The organism is Streptomyces sp. SA15, from assembly GCF_002291145.1.
Classification (GTDB): Bacteria; Actinomycetota; Actinomycetes; order Streptomycetales; family Streptomycetaceae; genus Streptomyces.
Genome location: NZ_NTGE01000016.1, coordinates 16,944 through 34,302, shown reverse-complemented (window position 1 = coordinate 34,302; position 17,359 = coordinate 16,944). Strand labels below are relative to the sequence as shown.

21 protein-coding genes, 1 tRNA gene and 1 pseudogene are annotated in these 17,359 nt (G+C 69.8%); 10 read left to right on the top strand and 13 right to left on the bottom strand.

The genetic code is table 11. From position 1 onward, the window contains the following. Positions 1-8: 8 nt before the first annotated feature. Positions 9-1,706: a thiamine pyrophosphate-binding protein gene (locus tag CLM62_RS02535; protein WP_095748228.1), complete on the bottom strand. Its 1,698-nt coding sequence runs from the start codon at positions 1,704-1,706 to the stop codon at positions 9-11. A gap of 143 nt (positions 1,707-1,849) precedes the next feature. On the opposite strand from CLM62_RS02535, the gene sucC reads away from it, so the two are divergent. From sucC to CLM62_RS02515, 4 genes are all read left to right on the top strand, one after another. After that, positions 1,850-2,980 carry an ADP-forming succinate--CoA ligase subunit beta gene (sucC, locus tag CLM62_RS02530; RefSeq protein WP_095748227.1) on the top strand — a complete coding sequence of 377 codons (1,131 nt, stop codon included), beginning with the start codon at positions 1,850-1,852 and terminating at the stop codon, positions 2,978-2,980. A gap of 11 nt (positions 2,981-2,991) precedes the next feature. Further along, positions 2,992-3,891 (top strand): succinate--CoA ligase subunit alpha, encoded by a 900-nt coding sequence (sucD, locus tag CLM62_RS02525; protein WP_095748226.1) that lies wholly within the window; start codon positions 2,992-2,994, stop codon positions 3,889-3,891. A gap of 97 nt (positions 3,892-3,988) precedes the next feature. Continuing rightward, positions 3,989-5,530, top strand: coding sequence for an aldehyde dehydrogenase family protein (locus CLM62_RS02520; RefSeq protein WP_095748225.1), 1,542 nt, complete (start codon positions 3,989-3,991; stop codon positions 5,528-5,530). A 207-nt stretch (positions 5,531-5,737) separates the two neighbouring features. Beyond that, positions 5,738-5,822, top strand: a tRNA-Leu gene (locus CLM62_RS02515). Here CLM62_RS02515 and CLM62_RS52875 read toward each other — a convergent pair. Continuing rightward, complete coding sequence (locus CLM62_RS52875; RefSeq protein ID WP_373559098.1) at positions 5,804-6,400, bottom strand: zinc ribbon domain-containing protein; 597 nt, start codon at positions 6,398-6,400, stop codon at positions 5,804-5,806. The two genes, CLM62_RS02515 and CLM62_RS52875, sit on opposite strands and share 19 nt — an antisense overlap. 206 nt (positions 6,401-6,606) lie before the next feature. Here CLM62_RS52875 and CLM62_RS02510 point away from each other — a divergent pair, with 206 nt between their 5' ends. Further along, complete coding sequence (locus CLM62_RS02510; protein ID WP_095748224.1) at positions 6,607-6,858, top strand: hypothetical protein; 252 nt, start codon at positions 6,607-6,609, stop codon at positions 6,856-6,858. A gap of 385 nt (positions 6,859-7,243) precedes the next feature. Here the strand turns inward: CLM62_RS02510 and CLM62_RS50640 are convergent, their stop codons facing one another. The 3 genes from CLM62_RS50640 to CLM62_RS02500 form a co-directional block, all read right to left on the bottom strand. Further along, positions 7,244-8,053, bottom strand: a complete 810-nt coding sequence (locus tag CLM62_RS50640; RefSeq protein ID WP_218835541.1) for an aldehyde dehydrogenase family protein — start codon at positions 8,051-8,053, stop codon at positions 7,244-7,246. Next, on the bottom strand, positions 8,050-8,670 hold the full coding sequence (locus CLM62_RS50635; RefSeq protein WP_218835540.1) for an aldehyde dehydrogenase family protein: 621 nt from the start codon (positions 8,668-8,670) through the stop codon (positions 8,050-8,052). Before CLM62_RS50635 ends, CLM62_RS50640 begins: the two co-directional genes overlap by 4 nt. 61 nt (positions 8,671-8,731) lie before the next feature. Beyond that, the gene (locus CLM62_RS02500; protein ID WP_095748223.1) at positions 8,732-9,520 is read right to left on the bottom strand and encodes an SDR family oxidoreductase; all 789 of its coding nucleotides are present in this window, start codon (positions 9,518-9,520) and stop codon (positions 8,732-8,734) included. Between the two features lie 70 nt (positions 9,521-9,590). On the opposite strand from CLM62_RS02500, the gene CLM62_RS02495 reads away from it, so the two are divergent. Together CLM62_RS02495 and CLM62_RS02490 are read left to right on the top strand one after the other, a co-directional pair. Continuing rightward, complete coding sequence (locus tag CLM62_RS02495) at positions 9,591-10,205, top strand: TetR/AcrR family transcriptional regulator (protein ID WP_179381900.1); 615 nt, start codon at positions 9,591-9,593, stop codon at positions 10,203-10,205. Next, a complete protein-coding gene (locus CLM62_RS02490; protein WP_095748221.1) occupies positions 10,202-11,005 on the top strand; it encodes a maleylpyruvate isomerase family mycothiol-dependent enzyme in 804 nt (267 codons plus the stop codon). Before CLM62_RS02495 ends, CLM62_RS02490 begins: the two co-directional genes overlap by 4 nt. A gap of 42 nt (positions 11,006-11,047) precedes the next feature. On the opposite strand, the gene CLM62_RS50930 is transcribed toward CLM62_RS02490, so the two are convergent. Together CLM62_RS50930 and CLM62_RS50925 are read right to left on the bottom strand one after the other, a co-directional pair. Beyond that, on the bottom strand, positions 11,048-11,545 hold the full coding sequence (locus CLM62_RS50930; protein WP_257003628.1) for a hypothetical protein: 498 nt from the start codon (positions 11,543-11,545) through the stop codon (positions 11,048-11,050). Between the two features lie 58 nt (positions 11,546-11,603). Next, positions 11,604-12,197: a carboxylesterase family protein gene (locus CLM62_RS50925; RefSeq protein ID WP_257003627.1), complete on the bottom strand. Its 594-nt coding sequence runs from the start codon at positions 12,195-12,197 to the stop codon at positions 11,604-11,606. Between the two features lie 83 nt (positions 12,198-12,280). Between CLM62_RS50925 and CLM62_RS50625 the strand changes: the two genes are divergently transcribed. From CLM62_RS50625 to CLM62_RS50920, 3 genes and pseudogenes are all read left to right on the top strand, one after another. Then, entirely contained in the window at positions 12,281-12,556 is a 276-nt protein-coding gene (locus CLM62_RS50625) for a hypothetical protein (RefSeq protein ID WP_218835539.1), read from the top strand. Next, positions 12,553-12,714 (top strand): hypothetical protein, encoded by a 162-nt coding sequence (locus CLM62_RS50620; protein WP_218835538.1) that lies wholly within the window; start codon positions 12,553-12,555, stop codon positions 12,712-12,714. The genes CLM62_RS50625 and CLM62_RS50620 overlap by 4 nt, the downstream gene beginning before the upstream one ends. Then, a pseudogene (locus CLM62_RS50920) lies at positions 12,711-13,049 on the top strand (CocE/NonD family hydrolase); the annotation flags it as partial. The gene CLM62_RS50620 and the pseudogene CLM62_RS50920, both read left to right, overlap by 4 nt. A gap of 17 nt (positions 13,050-13,066) precedes the next feature. On the opposite strand, the gene CLM62_RS02470 reads toward CLM62_RS50920, so the two are convergent. The 6 genes from CLM62_RS02470 to CLM62_RS02445 form a co-directional block, all read right to left on the bottom strand. After that, positions 13,067-14,617: an AMP-binding protein gene (locus tag CLM62_RS02470; protein ID WP_095748220.1), complete on the bottom strand. Its 1,551-nt coding sequence runs from the start codon at positions 14,615-14,617 to the stop codon at positions 13,067-13,069. Further along, positions 14,614-15,045 (bottom strand): thioesterase family protein, encoded by a 432-nt coding sequence (locus tag CLM62_RS02465; RefSeq protein WP_095748219.1) that lies wholly within the window; start codon positions 15,043-15,045, stop codon positions 14,614-14,616. The genes CLM62_RS02470 and CLM62_RS02465 overlap by 4 nt, the downstream gene beginning before the upstream one ends. After that, on the bottom strand, positions 15,045-15,389 hold the full coding sequence (locus CLM62_RS02460; RefSeq protein ID WP_257003626.1) for a holo-ACP synthase: 345 nt from the start codon (positions 15,387-15,389) through the stop codon (positions 15,045-15,047). Before CLM62_RS02460 ends, CLM62_RS02465 begins: the two co-directional genes overlap by 1 nt. Beyond that, the gene (locus tag CLM62_RS02455; protein ID WP_095748217.1) at positions 15,379-16,353 is read right to left on the bottom strand and encodes a hypothetical protein; all 975 of its coding nucleotides are present in this window, start codon (positions 16,351-16,353) and stop codon (positions 15,379-15,381) included. Before CLM62_RS02455 ends, CLM62_RS02460 begins: the two co-directional genes overlap by 11 nt. 34 nt (positions 16,354-16,387) lie before the next feature. Further along, entirely contained in the window at positions 16,388-16,648 is a 261-nt protein-coding gene (locus tag CLM62_RS02450) for a hypothetical protein (RefSeq protein WP_095748216.1), read from the bottom strand. 66 nt (positions 16,649-16,714) lie between these two features. Beyond that, entirely contained in the window at positions 16,715-17,317 is a 603-nt protein-coding gene (locus CLM62_RS02445) for a TIGR03086 family metal-binding protein (RefSeq protein ID WP_257003625.1), read from the bottom strand. Positions 17,318-17,359: the final 42 nt, after the last annotated feature.

The following is a 17,359-nucleotide window of genomic DNA, read 5'->3' as shown; positions in this document are numbered from 1 at the left end:
GGCTCACCTCACTTGTACATGGTCTGGTTCATGGTTCCGGGGGCGTACGCGTCCGGGTCGACCCAGACGTTGATCAGCGACGGCTTGCCCGACTCACGGGCGCGCCGGAGCGCGGGACCGATGTCGGCGGGGTCGCGGACCTCCTCGCCGTAACCGCCGAGCATCTGGGCGAACTTGTCGTAGTGGACGTCGCCGAGGGTGTTGCCGACGCGCTCGCGTTCCTCGCCGTACTTGGCCTTCTGGCCGTAACGGATCTGGTTCATGGAGGAGTTGTTGCCGACGATGCCGACGAAGGGGAGGTCGTAGCGGACGAGGGTCTCGAAGTCCCAGCCGGTGAGGGAGAAGGCGCCGTCGCCGAAGAGGGCCACCACTTCCTTGTCGGGCCGCGCCTGCTTGGCCGCGAGTACGAAGGGGACGCCGACGCCGAGCGTGCCCAGTGGGCCCGGGTCCATCCAGTGCCCGGGTGACTTGGGCCGTACGACCTGCCCGGAGAAGGTGACGATGTCGCCGCCGTCTCCTATGTAGATCGAGTCCTCGGTGAGGAAGTCGTTGATCTCGCTGACCAGCCGGTACGGGTGGATCGGCGAGGCGTCCGACTTCAGGCTCGGCAGCCGCTTCTCGATCGCCGTCTGCTCGGCGGCGCGCAGCTCGTCGAGCCATTCCTTGCGCTTCGACGCGCCCCCGTTGCTGTATCCATTAAAAGCGTGACCGGAGGCCGCCTCGGTCACCGACTTCAGCACCAGCCCGGCGTCGCCCACGATCCCGAGGTCGATGTCGCGGTTCTTGCCGACGGTCCGGTAGTCGAGGTCGATCTGCACGACGGTAGCGTCCGGCGACAGCCGCTTGCCGTAGCCCATGCGGAAGTCGAAGGGCGTCCCGACGATCACGATGACGTCGGCGTTCGAGAAGGCGTACCGGCGCGACAGCTGGAAGTGGTGCGGGTCGCCGGGCGGCAGCGTGCCGCGTCCCGCGCCATTCATGTACGCGGGGATGTTGAGGGTCCGTACGAGCTCGATGGCCGCCTCGGTGCCGCGTGTGGTCCACACCTGACTGCCCAGCAGAATGGCCGGTTTCTCGGCGTGCACGAGCAGGTCGGCGAGTCTCTCGATCGCCTCGGGGTCGCCGGCGGTGCGGGTGGAGGCGCGGTAGGCGCCGGGCTTCGGTACGCGCGCCTTCTCCACCGGCACCTTGGCGTCGAGGACGTCGCGCGGGATCTCCAGGAAGGAGGGGCCGGGCGCTTCGTGGTAGCACTCGCGGAACGCCATCGACACCATGTCCGCGGCCCGGGCCGTGTCCGGCACGGCCGCCGCGAACTTGGTGATCGGAGTCATCATGTCGACGTGCGGCAGGTCCTGGAGTGACCCCATCTTGTGCTGGGTGAGGGCCCCCTGGCCGCCGATCAGCAGCATCGGGGACTCCGCGCGGAAGGCGTTGGCGACACCGGTGACGGCGTCGGTCGTACCGGGACCGGCGGTGACGACCGCGCAGCCGGGCTTGCCGGTGATGCGCGCGTAGCCGTCGGCGGCGTGGGCGGCGACCTGCTCGTGCCGGACGTCGACGACGTCTATGCCCTCGTCGACGCAGCCGTCGTAGATGTCGATGATGTGGCCGCCGCACAGCGTGTAGATGCGGTCGACCCCCTCGGCCTTCAGCGCTTTGGCAACGAGATGACCACCCGAAATGACGTCCTGGGTGTCGTCGGGCATGGCGAAGTTCTGTCCCTTCGTAGGGGGTGGGAACGCTCTCTCGGTACATTGCATACAGTCGACGGATACTGTATGAACCTTGTTATCCCGCATCCGGTGGGTGGTGTCCAGGGGGCGTGCGGCACTTTGAGTCAGGAGCCGGAATGGACCTGTACGAACACCAGGCAAGGGAACTCTTCAAAGAACACGGCATCTTGGTGCCGAAGGCCGAGGTGACGGACTCACCCAAGGCGGCGCGGGAGATCGCACGCGCCCTGGGTGGGCGGGTGGTCGTGAAAGCCCAGGTGAAGACCGGCGGGCGAGGGAAGGCGGGCGGCGTGAAGCTCGCTGCCGATCCGGCCGCCGCCGAACTGACTGCACGCCAGATCATCGGCATGGACATCAAGGGCCATACGGTCGGCACGGTGATGCTCGCCCAACCCGTGGACATCGAGACGGAGTTCTACGTCTCCTACGTCCTCGACCGCGCGGCGGGCCGCTTCCTCGCCATCGCCTCGGCGGAGGGTGGCATGGACATCGAGGAGGTCGCCGACAGTCGACCGGATTCCGTCGCCCGCATACACATCGACCCGGCCGAGGGCGTCACCTCGGCGAAGGCCACGCAGATCGCCGAGGCCGCCGGACTCCCGCCGCAGACGGTGGACGTCCTCATACGGCTCTGGGAGGTGCTGGTGCGCGAGGACGCCGTCCTCGTCGAGGTGAACCCGCTCGTCCGCACCAGGCAGGGGCAGATCCTCGCCCTCGACGGCAAGGTCACCCTCGACGACAACGCCCGTTTCCGGCAGGCCCGTTGGGGAGCCGAGGGCGCCGCGCACGACGACCCGCTGGAGGCGGCGGCCGCCTCCAAGGGCCTCAACTACGTCAAGCTGGACGGCGAGGTCGGCATCATCGGCAACGGCGCCGGCCTCGTCATGTCGACCCTCGACGTGGTCGCCGGCTGCGGGGCCCGACCCGCCAACTTCCTCGACATCGGCGGCGGGGCGTCGGCCCGCATCATGGCCGACGGGCTGTCGGTCATCCTCTCCGACCCGGCCGTGAAGTCCGTCTTCGTCAACGTCTTCGGCGGGATCACCGCCTGTGACGCGGTGGCCGACGGCATCGTGCAGGCCCTGGACGCGATCCAGTTGACCCGGCCACTCGTCGTGCGCCTCGACGGCAACAACGCCGCCCGAGGTCGCGCCATCCTCGACGAGCGCGCCCACCCGCTGGTCCAGCAGGTCACCACCATGGACGGCGCCGCCCGCCGTGCCGCCCAACTCGCCACCGCAGCCTGAGGAGACGGGACATGGCGATCTACCTCACCAAGGAAAGCAAGGTCCTCGTCCAGGGCATGACCGGCGGCGAGGGCATGAAGCACACCCGGCGCATGCTCGCGGCCGGCACGAACGTCGTCGGCGGCGTCAACCCGCGCAAGGCCGGCCGCACCGTCGACTTCGACGACCGGGCCGTACCCGTCTTCGGGTCGGTCGCCGACGGTATACGGTCGACCGGCGCCGATGTCACCGTCGTCTTCGTACCACCCGCCTTTGCCAAGGCGGCCGTCATCGAGGCCGCCGACGCCGGCATCGCTCTCGCGGTCGTCATCACGGAGGGCATCCCGGTCCACGACTCCGTCGCCTTCACCGCCTACGCGAAGGAGAAGGGCACCCGGATCATCGGTCCCAACTGCCCAGGCCTGATCACCCCCGGCCAGTCCAACGCGGGCATCATCCCGGCCGACATCACCAAACCGGGCCGCATCGGCCTGGTGTCCAAGTCCGGCACGCTGACCTACCAACTCATGTACGAACTCCGCGACATCGGCTTCTCGACCTGTGTCGGCATCGGCGGCGACCCGGTCGTCGGCACCACCCACATCGACTGCCTCGCCGCCTTCCAGGACGACCCCGAAACCGAACTCGTCGTCCTCATCGGGGAGATCGGCGGCGACGCGGAGGAGCGCGCGGCCGCGTACATCCGCGAGCACGTCACCAAGCCCGTCGTCGGCTACATCGCCGGGTTCACCGCGCCCGAGGGCAAGACCATGGGGCACGCGGGCGCGATCGTCTCCGGCTCGTCCGGCACGGCACAGGCGAAGAAGGCGGCGCTGGAGGCGGTCGGGGTGGATGTGGGGAGCACGCCGACAGAGACCGCGCAGCTGGTTCTGACGAAGCTGGGGGCATCGCGTGATATCACTCATAGTTAATGCGCGATTACCGTCAGGAGCCCCGGCGCCTCGCTGATGTCTCTCATAGCGGCGCACGACCCGCCCCCGACTGTGCACCGAGAGCGGAGTACCCCCGATGGCAACCACCCTCACCCTCAAATCAGGCACCTCCTGGACCGACGCCTGGCAACGCTGCCTCGCCGTCGCCCCCGAGGCCTTCCAGGACGACCGCGTCCTCAACCTCTGGGACTCCGCCTGGCGGGCCGACGGCCGGGCACTGCCCGCCACCAGCCCCGTGGACGGCAGCCCGATCGCGGGGCCGCCGCGCCTGGACCGGGCCACCGCCCACCAGGCCGTACGCGCCTCGCTCGACCAGCACCGCGCCTGGCGGCACATCCCCCTCGACGAGCGCCGCGCCCGCGTCGCCGCCACCCTCGACGCCCTCACCGCGCACCGCGAACTGCTCGCGCTCCTCCTCGTCTGGGAGATCGGCAAGCCCTGGCGGCTCGCGCAGGCGGACGTCGACCGGGCCATCGACGGCGTGCGCTGGTACGTCGACGGCATCGAGCCCATGGTCGACGGCCGGGCCCCGCTGGACGGCCCGGTGTCCAACATCGCGAGCTGGAACTACCCGATGAGCGTGCTCGTTCACGCATTGCTGGTACAGGCATTGGCAGGCAACGCGGTCATCGCCAAGACCCCGACCGACGGCGGTGTCGCCTGTCTGACGCTGGCCTCGGCGCTCGCCGCCCGCGAGGGGGTTCCCGTCACCCTCGTCAGCGGCAGCGGAGGCGAGCTGTCCCAGGCGCTGGTGCGGGCGCCCGAGATCGGCTGCGTCTCCTTCGTCGGCGGCCGCGACACCGGCGCCGCGGTGGCCACGGCCGTCGCCGACCTCGGCAAGCGCCATGTACTCGAACAGGAAGGACTCAACACCTGGGGCATCTGGAACTACACGGACTGGGACGCGCTCACGGCGGTCGTCCCCAAGCTGTTCGACTACGGCAAGCAGCGCTGCACGGCGTACCCGCGCTTCGTCGTCCAGCGGCAGCTGTTCGACGAGTTCCTGGCGGCGTACCTCCCGGCGGTCCGCACGCTCAGGGTCGGCCACCCGCTCGCCGTCGAGCAGCCCGACGCCCCCTACCCGGAGCTGGACTTCGGGCCGGTGATCAACGCGGCCAAGGCCAAGGAACTGCGCGACCAGGTCGCCGAGGCCGTCGACCGCGGCGCCGTACCGCTGCACCGCGGCAAGCCGGCCGACGCGCGGTTCCTGCCGGGGCAGGACACCTCGGCGTACGTCCAACCGGTCACGCTTCTCAACCCGCCCCCGTCCTCACCCCTGCACCATGCGGAACCGTTCGGTCCGGTCGACACCATTGTCCTGGTCGACACGGAGGCGGAGCTGCTGGCCGCGATGAACGCGTCCAACGGTGCGCTGGTGGCCGCGCTGTCGACGGACGACCGGGCGACCTTCGACCGGCTCGCCCCGCAGATCCGGGCGTTCAAGGTCGGGCACGGAAAGCCGCGCTCCCGGGGCGACCGCGACGAGCTGTTCGGTGGATTCGGCGCGTCCTGGCGCGGGGCGTTCGTGGGCGGACAGCTGCTGGTGCGCGCCGTGACACAGGGCCCGGCGGGGGAGAGGCTGCCAGGGAACTTCCCAGATTACCATCTCATGCCGTGACGGTTCGGCGTCGCCGGCGATGCCGACCCAGCCGGGAGGCGGGTGGCGCGTACCGGCGACGCCGAGACCAGCACAGTCGTCATGGTCATCAGTGACTGCGGAGTCGGCGTTCGCGCGACGGATACGCAGGTGAAAGCCACCCCGAAACCTTGGTATTGTTGTCCCTGTCGCCGCCGGGTACACCCCTGGCAAGGCGGCAGACACCTGGTCCGGGTGGCGGAATGGCAGACGCGCTAGCTTGAGGTGCTAGTGCCCTTTATCGGGCGTGGGGGTTCAAGTCCCCCCTCGGACACAGACCGTATTCCCAACTTGTGCGGGTCGAGCTGAGCCTCGGCCCGCACGAGCTGTTTTGCGGGGTCGTAGGTGAGCCGGAGACCGAGGTTCTGGTAGACGTCTGCCTTGTCCTGTGGTTCGGCGTCGGCGAGCACGTCGCGGATGTTGCCGAGTGATCTGAATCATCGCGTGGATGTCCTCCTTGCTGAGTCGGTGCTCGCTGGTGGGCGTGCGCGTCTGGGCGAGGGCTTGGGTGCGGCGGGCTTGGGTCTCGGCGGTCCACTGGGCGATCTTCGCGTCGCATTCGGCGACCACACGCAGGGCGTCCTCGGCCTCCGGCGCCGGGATGGAATCTGGCTGGGCCGCGTGCATACGGGTGATGGTGTCGTGCAGCCGGTGCGGGGCGAAGGCTCGCGCGAGCCAGGTGTCCAGTGGGGTGATCAGGTCTTGTTCGGCGAGGTAGACGTTGCGGGGATGGGTGATCTTGTTGGCGAGGGCGTATTCGTTGGGGAAGCGGCAGCGGTAGTACAGGACGTCGCGGCTGCGCTGGCCCTGCATGCGCCGCCCGCAGATCCCGCAGTGCAGCAGCCCGCGCACGACGTACGGGTGGCTGGTGCGTTGCCGCTCGCGGGTCGTGCGACCGGCGCCCTTGCCTGCCAGCAGATCCTGGGCGTGCTCGAAGGTCTCGGTGTCGCTCAGCGGCGGGTGGGCCTGGCAAGGGGGCGCCCATCGCGTTCGAGTGCACCGTCGAGCACATCTTCTCCTCGCCCGACGGCCTCGGCAACATCGTCTGGGGCAATGTGGTGCGCTTCTACATCAGGGACGACCTCTACGTCCCGGGCGGCCGGATCGACTTCGGAGCCATCGCTCCGGTGGGACGACTCGCCGCCGAATACACCGTCGTGAACAACGCGTTCGCGGCACCGCTCCACGCCGAAGTGCTCCAAGAGCACTCAGGTCGCCGGATGGAGCGCTTGGACCGCAAAGACACGTACTACTCGCCGATCGACACGCCGGCCTGGTCACCGTCCGGCTCCACAACCTCGCTCGACTGACAGCCAGGATGCGACGTGGTGACGCGCCTCATGGAGCTGCTCCATAAGGCCCGTCCCTGCTTGTTCACCTGCCCGACCGGCACATGCCGACTCGGAGTGGCGAACGGTTGAAGCCGCCGTCCTGAGCCGCACCACGCAATGCGGCTCAGCACGCGCCTCGTGTACGGCGGACGGCAGGGCCGCTTGTCGGCGACCGGCCGTTCCTCGCCCGACTTCTGGCCCGAGTTCTTGCGAGCTCGTCAGCGCAGACCTGCGCTGTCGAGCAGGGTGGCGACAGCGGGTGTGATGAGACCGGTGAAGTTGGGTCACACCCCAGCCGCTCCTGCGGATTACGCGCGGACCCGTGCTTCGACGCGGGTCGGGCCTTGGCGGCGGAAGGCGCCGGTCATCGAAGGAAGAAGTTGAGAAGAGCGTCGGTACGCCTGTCGAAGGGGGCATACAGGAGGCGGGCGGCGTTCCAGCGACCTTGCACATAGACGCCCTTGGGGTGGCTGAGCGTCCGGAAGCCTTCGATCCCGTGGTACTGGCCCATCCCGCTCGCGCCGACGCCGCCGAAGGGAAGGTCGTCCTGCCCGACGTGCATGATCGTGCCGTTGATGGTGACGTTGCCGGAGGTCGTGCGGTCGAGTACCTTGCGCCGGTCGGTGTCGTTTTTGCCGAAGTAGTAGAGCGCGAGCGGTCGTGGGCGTGCGTTGACGTAGTCGATGGCATCGTCGATGTCGCGGTAGGGGAAGATCGGGAGGATGGGGCCGAAGATCTCCTCGTGGGCGATGCGCATCTCGTCGGTGACGCCGAGCACGACGGTCGGTGCGAGGGTGTGCGGGCGGTGGGCGGCCTCGCCCGGCCGGTGACCGACCTCGATGATCCGTGCCCCGCGGCTACGGGCGTCTTCGATCAGGTCGGTGAGGATCGCGTACTGCTTGTCGTTGACGATCGAGGTGTAGTCCTTGCTGTTCGGACCGTCGGGGTAGGTGGCCTTCACCAGGTGGTCGTAGCTGTCGACGAAGGTGTCGATCTCGGATTCGTGCACCAGGGCGTAGTCGGGGGCTATGCAGGTCTGCCCGCCGCTGAGGAGTTTGCCGAAGACGATGTCGGACACGGTCCGGTCGGTTACGTGTCCCTTGGCGACGATGGTCGGAGACTTGCCGCCCAGTTCCAGCGTGACGGGGACGAGATTCTCGCTCGCCGCCTTCATCGCGGCTCGTCCGACTTCTGTGCTTCCGGTAAGACGAGATGATCGAAGGGCAGGGAGGAGAACGCGGTACCGTCGCCGCTGACGATCGTGACCTGCTCTTGCGGGAAGACCTCGCTCAGCACCGACGCGAGCACGGTGTTGGTCGCCGGGGTGAACTTCGACGGTTTGAGCATGACGCGGTTGCCGGCGGCGATCGCGGTGACGACCGGCATCAGGGAGAGGTTGACGGGATAGTTCCACGGTGAGATGACCCCGACCACTCCGAGCGGCTGGTATTCGATGCGGTTGGTGCCGAACCGCATGGGCCAGGCGGTGTGGCGGCCGGTCGGGCGCATGAACCGCCGGAGATTGCGCTCCAGGTAGTCGATGCCCTGGACGACGCCCCCGAGCTCCATCATCGCGGTCTCGTGTCGCGAGCGATTTCCGAAGTCGGTGTTGATCGCCTCCTCGATGGCGCTCCGCCGGGCGATCAGTGCCGCCTTGAGCCTGTTCAGATCGCTGCGCCGCGCCGCCAGTGAGGGCGCTCCGTCGCGGACGTAGGCAGCGCGCTGGACAGCGAGTATGTGACTGAAGCGCTCGGCGTCCGTGGGCTGTGGGGTGACATCTGTGATGGTCATGTTGTTGTTCCTTTGCTGCTGGTGAGGGCTGCTGCTGGTGGTGGCGGAGGAGCAGTGCCGGCTAACGGCGGGCCATCCGGCCCATGAACCGGACCATCAGGCGGCGCGGCAGGATCTTGCTGGCGAGGGCGAGCCGGCGCCCGTTGGTGATCACCGACGGGGGCGCGGAGCGGCGGTCGAGCGTGTCGAGGGCGATCCTGACGACGTCGGCAGGGGTGGCTCGCTTCGTGCCGTAGTCGGCCGACTGGCTGCCGGCGACGTCGTAGAACTCGGTCTTCGTGGCGCCGGGGCACACGGCGAGGACGCGTAGGCCGGTGTCGTGGGTCTCCTCCCACAGCGATTCGGTGAAGCTGAGGACGAAGGCCTTGGTGGCGCCGTAGACGCTCAGGTACGGGGTCGGCTGGAAGCCCAGCAGGCTCGCGACGTTGATCAGGACGCCGGTGTCGGCGGAGGCCAGCGGGCCGATGTAGGCGCGGCTGAGGTCGACCAGCGCGCTGACGTTCAGCGCGATCATGCTCTGCAGGCGGTCCGGATCCTCGTCGGTGAGGGCGTTGTGGGTGGCGAAGCCGGCGTTGTTGACGAGTCCGGTGGCGTAGATGCCGCGGGATTCGAGTTCGGCGCGCAGTGTGCGGCCGGCGTCGGGCCGGCCGAGGTCGCGGGCGACGACGGTCACCGTGGCGCCGTGGGCGCGGGTGAGTTCGTCGGCCAGGTCCTTGAGCCGGTCCGCCCGGCGGGCGACGAGTACGAGATCCGCGCCGCGACGGGCCAGCTGGCGCGCGAATTCCGCGCCGAGGCCGGAGCTTGCTCCGGTGACGATGACGGTCTGGCGGCGATAGTCAATTTTGCTCATGCATTCACTTTACGCACTCTTGCACTGAGTGCAAATTATTGCCTTGCGCGAAGAGATGTACCATCGGTGCATGGCACAGAAACCGGCATCTCTTCGGGAACAGACCCGCTCGGTGGTTCGCGCGCTCCTCGCCAAAACCGCCCTCGAACTGTTCGCCGCCAAGGGGTATGACGACACGAAACTCGAGGAGATCGCCGCCGCGGCGGGTGCCTCCAAACGGACCCTGTTCAACTACTTCCGCAGCAAGGAGGACCTCGCGCTCAACGGCCTGTCCGAGAAAGGGGAATTGATAGCCGCGCGGCTCGCCGAGCGCCCGGCCGACGAGGACCCGTGGACATCGTTGCGCGTGGCGTTCCAGGTGCTCGAGGAGATCGACCTCACCGCCGAGCGTCGGCTCGAGATGATCACGCTGCTGTTCGGCAACGAATCCTTGCGCGCCGGGCACGCCGAGAAGCAGGCCCGCTGGCAGGACCTGCTCACACCGCTGATCGAGCCGCGACTACCCGAGTCCGACCACCGCACCCTGCAGGCCCGCGCGATCGCGGCCGCGGCGATCACCTGCCTCCAGGCAGCAACAGAAGAGTGGATGCGCCTGGACGGACAGGCCGACCAGTTCGACCTGTACGACACGGCCGTACAGGCCATCCGCCGCCCCGCCTCACCACCAGAGAAGAAGACGACATGAGTAATCGCCTGCCCGCGGCGGACCTGCCGAACATGGCCGCCGCCCTGCGCGCCGAACGCGCCGAGATGCTGAACTTCACCAGCAGCCTCACCGACGACGAATGGACCGCGCCCAGCGCCGCGGCCGGATGGCGCATCGCCGACGTCGTCGCCCACATCGGTGCGACGGCGCGGAGCTTCTACACACCCGCCGGGCTGCGCACGATCTTCGCCACCAGCCTCGAACGGGCGAACGAAAACCCCGTCGACCGACGGCGGAACTGGAGCCGCGCCAAGGTGATGACCGAGTACCAGCGCGCCGGCCGGCGAGCCACCACGCTCCTCGACGTCGTCAGACGCACGCCCGCCGCCCGAATGCGGGTACCGCTGGCCGAACTCGGCCGCCACCCTCTAGCCCTGATGATCAGCGGCGCACTCGTCTTCGACCACCACACCCACCTGCGCCACGACATGGCACCAGCGCTCGGCCGGCCCGTGCCGCCCACCGATGCGGACAGGATGCGCGCGGTCCTGACGTGGATGATCGCCGTACTGAGCAATCAGGTCGCGCAGGCGCCGGTCGCCGGGCTCGACGCCCGCGTCGCACTGACCCTCACCGGCCCCGGCGGCGGGACCTGGTGGATCGACGAGGCAGGCGGCCTGGCTCCCTCCGACGGCGCGGTCGCCGCGCACATCACCGCCCCCGCGCTGACCTTCCCCGACTGGGGCACGCAGCGCTCTTCCTGGCGCGACAGCGACGTGACGGTCACCGGCGACACGGAGCTCGCCGCCCGCTTCCTCGACGCCGTCAACGTCATCTGACCGGGGCACGGGAAGCCCGCCTCCCAGGCAACGCCGGACCGCTTATTCGCTACTTCTGGTGGCGGCGAGTTCTGGCCGGGGTGCCTCGGCTTCGAGCACACTCCGGTCGCTCCGGACGTGCTGGTCGAGCTGGTCGAGCTGGTCGAGCTGGAAGGTGACACCGCGTGGGAGCACGGGCAGGTCAGGCCGGTCCAGGATGTCCATGTTCTGCAGCAGACGCCGGCTCCTGGCCGCGCAGTCCGCGGCGGCCGCCCGCACGGACGACAGCCGCTGGTGTCGCTCCCGTTGCTCCGCATCGACCACTCCCGTGTGAGCTTTGAGCAGTTGATGCCGTGCCGTACCGAAGACGTGGACGCACAGAAAGGCTGAGAGGTGATCGAGGAGCGCGTCCTCACGCATCCAGATGCTGGGCGGATGCCGGTTCCCTTGCGGGCCCGCCGGCTCCACACCATGTGCCTCGTCGCGGCTGTGACCGGCTATCAGCTCCACGTCGCGCCCCGCACCACCGACCAGCGCCTCCCAGGGCGATCTGGGCAGCACCTCGCCGTCGATGACGGATGACGGGGGAGAACGGGGACAGCGTGTGCGCCAACGAGCCTCAGCGGTCCTCACGTTGCCGCATCTTCGGCTCCAACGCCTGCCCGGTCACCGCCAGTTGTCGCGGATCCACGACGGAGAGCTCCCTGACCGTCGGACGCAGGCCCGTCTCGGCGGCGATCGCGGCTGAGACGTCCCGGGCCAGGGCGTCGGAGAAGAACGTGCCCGGAGCGCTATGGCCGACGGCCCGCCGCAACAGTCCGGCCGCGCTCGGCATGGCCAGCAGCGCGGCGATGGACCCGGCGCCGGCCGAATTACCGAGGACGGTCACCTGGTCGGGGTCGCCGCCGAACGCCGTGATGTTCTCGCGCACCCACTCCAGGGCGGCGACCTGGTCGAGCAGGTCACGGTTGGCGGGCGCGCCGTCGATGTGGGCGAAGCCCTCGATGCCGAGGCGGTAGTTCAGCGACACGAACACCACGTCGCCGTCGCGGGCGATGTGCCGGGCGTCGTAGCCGGGCTGCCGGAGAGGCCCAGCTTGTAGACGCCGCCGTGGATCCACACCCTCTACCGGGCGGTGGGCGGCCGGGTCCGGGTCGGGCGTCCAGACGTTGACCGTCAGCCAGTCGTCGCCCGTGTCCAGGGCGAACTCCATGCGGCGGCCGCCCACATCTCCGACGCCGCGGACGTCAGCCGGCAGCTGGTGTACCTGCAGTTCGGGGACCGGGAGCGCTCTTCGTGGCGGCCGCGGCCGATCTGGTCGAACGGCAGCTCATCGCCGAGGCCGGGGCCGAGGCCGGGGACGCGAACGTCGCGCGTCGCGCCCGTGTGCTGGCGATGGCCCGGCACTTCGCCCGGCACCGGCCCTTCTACCGCGCGATGCTCACCGGATCCTGCGCCTTCCCCATGACCAGGGCCCTGAACGGACTGTTCGGCTCGCTCGCCATGACGGGTCTGCGGGAGCGCTGTTCGGCGACCTCGACGAGGCCACGGCCGAGGACCTGGCGGCGATGATCACGGGTGGTACCGGCGCGATCGTCAACGAATGGGTGATCGACGCGGACGACCCCCTCGACCCCGAGGACCTGGCGGACCGCTTGCTGCGCGTGTCGACGGTGCTCGCCCGGAGCCACCCCTCCCTCGCTCCCACACCCGAAGGCCACCCCCGATGAACCTGAGCAGCCACCTCGTCCAGCGCATGCTGCGCCTGCCCCTGCCCCTGCCCCCGCCCCCGCCCCTGACCAGGGACCTGACCGTCGTACGCGACCTGCGCGTCCCCATGCGCGACGGGGCGGTCCTGCCGGCCGACCGCTGGGCCCCGAAGTCCGGCGGTGACGGCCTGCCGACCGCACTCATCCGCATCCCCTACGGCAGAGCCGGCACGACGGCCGGCCCGGTGGTCCGGCCGCTGGCCGAGCGCGGCTTCCAGGTGCTGATCCAGAGCACGCGCGGTACGTTCGGCCCCGACGGTCCCTTCGACCCGCTGCGTCGCGAGCGTGAGGACGGCCTGGACACCCTAATTTCTCAGGTTCGGCGCAGCAGACCCTTCTCCAGTTGTGCCGCCATGTACGTGCGCGCCGGTTTGCCGCTGGCCGTGCGGGTGATCGCGCTGTGGGGGACCTCGACTACCGCCTCCGGCGCGGTGGCGAAGTCGGCGGTGACTCGGGCGGCGATCCTGCGGGCGTCGACGCGCTGGCCGCGGCGCGGTACGACGACGACGGCGAACGACGCCCCGTACGGCAGGACGACGCACTCCGCGACTCCGGGCTCCGCCGCCGCCACCTGCTCGACATCCGTGGCGAACAGATTCATGCCGCCCACCGAGACGCGGTCGCCGCGCCGGCCGCTCAGATAGAGGCGGCCGGATCGCAGATGGCCCAGGTCGCCGGTGTCGAACCAGGTGGTGCGGTGGTCGGTGGCACCGTCGTACCCGTCGAAGAGCGTGTCACCGCGCAGCTGCACGGACCCGGTCTCCGCCTCCGGGCAGTCGCGCCCCGACTCGTCCACGACACGCAGGCCGAGGCCGGGCACGGCGGTGCCGAGGCAGGCGGCCGAGGCGGGGCCCTGAGTGTGGAAGCTGGTGGCGATGTCCACGAAACGGTGCGCGGTGGCCATGAGGGTGGCCTCGGCGAGGCCGTAGCAGAACACCAGGGCCGTCGGGTCGAAGCCCCAGGGCGCGACCGCGTCGAGGAAGGTGCGCACCGACTCCCGGCGGATCGGTTCCGCACCACAGAAGACGGTGCCCCAGGGCAGGAGCAGACGCGGATCCGGTCCCTCCTTCGCCGCCGCCTCGGAGATACGGGCCGCCAGGTAGCGCAGCATGAAGTCGGGGAAGGCGGTGTGGACGCGGTCGGCGGACCGCACGAGCCGCAGCGCCGGCAGGGGGCGGCGGAGGAAGGCGCCCGGATCCTCGATCACCAGGTCGATGCCCTCGACGAGCGAGGCCAGCACTCCGACGAGGCCCATGTCGTGGTGGAGCGGCAGGGCGATGAGCCCGGTGTGGCCCGGCCGCATGCCGGCGACGGAGCGGATGGCCTCGATGTTGCCCAGCACCGCGCGGTGGCTGAGCGGGATGGGGCGGGGCGCGCCGGTGGAGCCGCTTGTGTACTGGACGAACGCCAGGTCCTCCGGGGTACCCGGTGCCGGGTCGGGGTCCGCGTGGGGGAGCAGGACCAGATCGAGCGCGTTCAGGTCCTGGCCGGCGATCTGGAAGGCATGGCGTACTCCTTGCCGGCGCCTCACCGTGTCGTAGTACCGCTCCACCACGGCCCCGGGGACACGCGGTTTGACCGAGACGGGGACCGCGCCCAGGTGCATCAGACCCAGCAGGGCCAGCACCCCCTCGCGCGAACTGCCGAGCCGCAGCATCACCCGGTCTCCGGGACGTACGCCCTGCCGCGCGAACCCGCCGGCCGCCGCCGCGATCTGCTCGCAGAAGACCGGATACGGCAGGACCTCCCGCCGCGACGAGGTGCCGAAGGTGACGGTCGCGCCGGCCCGGTGTGCCTGTGCCGACAGTGCCCGGGACAGCGTGTCCGCCGGCCCGCCGCCCGCCCGCGGCCCGCTCCCGCTCACGCCGTCCTCCCCGGCACCGCGAGCATCGCGTCCAGGTCCGCCCGGTGGATCCGCTTGGTGTGGCGGTCGACGAGGGCGAGGCGGACCTTGCCCCGGGCGGCCGCGGTGCCGTCGGGGTGTTCGATGTCCTGGGCCAGCGTGAAGCTGTAGGCCGACCGCTCCGCGAGCGACGTACGGACGAGGAGGCGGCCCACCGGGTTCCAGTCGACCGCCTGGAGGTAGTCCAGGCGGAGCTGGAGCACCACGGCGACCAGGGAGCTGTCGCGGAGGTCGACGCCGTGGGCGAGCCCCCACTCCCAGCGGCCGGTTTCGAGGAGCTGGACGTACACGCTGTTGTTCAGGTGCCCGGCCCAGTCGAAGTCGTTGGGCCGCAGGGCGACCTCGCAGGTGTGCGGGAGATCCGGGGGTGCGGCCGTGGCCGTGTTCATCAGAGGTGCCCTCCGCTCGTCGTCGGTTCGGCCAGCAGCACGACCACCGCGCCGGCCATGCCGCCGCTGTGACTGATCGACAGCTCGCCGAGGATGCCCCGCTCCCCGCACCACCGGGCGAGGTCGCCGTGCAACCGCAGCCGGGGCTGTCCCGCCGGTCCGTGGACGACCTCGATCTCGGGGAACGTGTACGCGGGTGTCGGCCCCGTCGCGGCCGAGGAGCTGAGCGCCTTGACGAAGGCCTCCTTGGCCGCGAACAGTCCCGCCAAGGAGGCGTCCGGGTCCGGCCGGGAAGCGCAGTGCGCGCGCTCCCCGGCGGTGAACAGCACCCCGCTATCGCGCAAGTGCGCCTTCTCGCGCAGCTCCGCCACGCACTGCAGATCGAATCCGGTCGACATCGTTCGTACGGAGGCTGGCGAAGTAGGCACGCTTGAGGTCCTCGTAGGATCGGGTCTCGATACCGGTCACCTCACGCACCAGCGCGAACACACTGGTGAGCTTCTGGGTGTGCACCGACCCTTCGTGCAGCGCGTCGCCCCCGAGGGCGAACTCGTCGTCGCCGGTGCGCGTCCGCTCCCACCAGTTGACGAAGCCCTGGCGTTCGGTCTGGGCCTCGCGTGTCGATCCGAAGGTCTCGCCGCCGTTCGGGCGGATCCAGGTGTACGCCATCGACAGGACGTCCTTGATGGGATAGACGCCGGACTCCACCAGGGCCTTGGCGAACGAGGCGAAGTACTGCCGGTGCTGCACCTCGTCCTTCATGATCGTGTGGAAGACGTCGTGCACGAGTTCGTCCTCGGTCGTGCGGGCCCGCCAGCCGTACGACACACAGGCCTCGATCTCGACGCAGGCCTGCAGAACGCATACCCGGGCGTAGTTGTCGGCCGGGAACGCCCCGCGGTGCTCGACGACCTCGCTCTCGTCGATCGGGTCGATGTCCGCCATCTCCATGAGGCGGCCGAAGGCGACCTCGTGATGGGCCTCCTCCTCCAGCCAGTAGCGGGCCGACCAGGCCGCCGCGACATGCAGGACGTCGCTGCCCAGCGGATTGGACTCGCGGATCTCGCCCGCGAGCTTGACGCCGTCGACGGCGAGCCGGATGCCGGCGGGCTGCGTGGTGAGTTCGGCGCGGGCGGCGTGCCACAGGGCGGCCTTGTCGCCCGGGTCCGGGCGCGCGAGCCGGCGGCCGTCGAAGAGTGCGTCCGTCGACCAGCGCCGCTGCTCGTGGTAGCTCTGCTGGGTGCGCAGCACGTCGCTGATGGTCGCTCCGGCGCGCAGCTCCTTGACGATGTCGGTCATGATCAGCATGGGTCACGCCTTCCGTTCGAGGAGGTGGTGACGTTCAGGAGGAGGTGGCGGCGAGCTGCTTGCCCAGGGCCGTGACGACCTCTTCGGCGGTGTGGTCGAGGGTCATCGTCGGCAGTTCGACGTCCTCGTCGACGCCGACGTCGGCGAGCGCGCCCGCGAACGCGTCCAGCAGGTCGATGGAGTTGATGGCGGTCGGTGAGGCGGCGAGGACGGCGGACAGCGGCTGCCCGGCGAACACCTCCTCCTGCGGCAGGTTCAGGCGCCGTGCGACATGCGTGCGGAGTTCGGTGAGCAAGGGTGTCTCCCTGTGGCGTGTCGGGCCTGTCGGAGGGTCGGGCCTGTCGGTGGGTCGGGCCGGTGGTCAGCGGGTGGCCGGAGCGGACCAGCCGGGGGACCGGCCGAGCGAGGTCAGGACCAGATCGAGCGGGTCCGCGCCCGGCGACGTCGGCAGGGCGGGACGGAACAACGGGTCGGGGCCGTGCCGGCGTTCGTCGTCCGGCACCCGGAGGGCGAACACCAGCGCGGCCTCGGTCGTCTCCCCGTCCAGGTCCAGTTCCACGCCGAGCGTCCGGGCCACGTCCCAGCCGTGGACGACGTAGTCCAGGAAGTGGAAACCGATCGCGACCGAGGCGGGGAAGCGGATACTGGTGCTGATCTCGGGGAGGGTGAACTCCCGGGTGAGCACGCCCGGTTCGGCGAAGGCGTCGATGGCGGCCCAGGCCGCCGTGCGGTACGTCTTCACCGGATCGTCGCCGAGTGCGCTCGGCTGCCATACGGCGAGGTCACCGCCGCCTCCGGCGGCGGCCGCGGCGAAGCCGTGGTGCTGGCCCGCCATGTGGGACACCAGCTGGTGCAGCGTCCAGCCGGCGCACGGGGTGGGCAGGTGCCAGTCCTCGTCAGCCACCTGCTGCAGGATCCGTACGGTCTCCAGCACAGCCGTCCGGTCGAGTTTCCGGATATCCACGCGGGTCCCTTCTTGCGGTGGGTGTCCTGACGAAAACATTAG

Excerpts from the sequence above, each read along its gene's own strand:
- CLM62_RS02535 (WP_095748228.1), bottom strand. The coding sequence starts at position 1,706 with ATGCCCGACGACACCCAGGACGTCATTTCGGGTGGTCATCTCGTTGCC.
- sucC (WP_095748227.1), top strand. The coding sequence starts at position 1,850 with ATGGACCTGTACGAACACCAGGCAAGGGAACTCTTCAAAGAACACGGC.
- sucD (WP_095748226.1), top strand. The coding sequence starts at position 2,992 with ATGGCGATCTACCTCACCAAGGAAAGCAAGGTCCTCGTCCAGGGCATG.
- CLM62_RS02520 (WP_095748225.1), top strand. The coding sequence starts at position 3,989 with ATGGCAACCACCCTCACCCTCAAATCAGGCACCTCCTGGACCGACGCC.
- CLM62_RS50640 (WP_218835541.1), bottom strand. The coding sequence starts at position 8,053 with ATGAAGGCGGCGAGCGAGAATCTCGTCCCCGTCACGCTGGAACTGGGC.
- CLM62_RS50635 (WP_218835540.1), bottom strand. The coding sequence starts at position 8,670 with ATGACCATCACAGATGTCACCCCACAGCCCACGGACGCCGAGCGCTTC.
- CLM62_RS02500 (WP_095748223.1), bottom strand. The coding sequence starts at position 9,520 with ATGAGCAAAATTGACTATCGCCGCCAGACCGTCATCGTCACCGGAGCA.
- CLM62_RS02495 (WP_179381900.1), top strand. The coding sequence starts at position 9,591 with ATGGCACAGAAACCGGCATCTCTTCGGGAACAGACCCGCTCGGTGGTT.
- CLM62_RS02490 (WP_095748221.1), top strand. The coding sequence starts at position 10,202 with ATGAGTAATCGCCTGCCCGCGGCGGACCTGCCGAACATGGCCGCCGCC.
- CLM62_RS50925 (WP_257003627.1), bottom strand. The coding sequence starts at position 12,197 with ATGGAGTTCGCCCTGGACACGGGCGACGACTGGCTGACGGTCAACGTC.
- CLM62_RS50620 (WP_218835538.1), top strand. The coding sequence starts at position 12,553 with ATGATCACGGGTGGTACCGGCGCGATCGTCAACGAATGGGTGATCGAC.
- CLM62_RS02465 (WP_095748219.1), bottom strand. The coding sequence starts at position 15,045 with ATGAACACGGCCACGGCCGCACCCCCGGATCTCCCGCACACCTGCGAG.
- CLM62_RS02455 (WP_095748217.1), bottom strand. The coding sequence starts at position 16,353 with ATGCTGATCATGACCGACATCGTCAAGGAGCTGCGCGCCGGAGCGACC.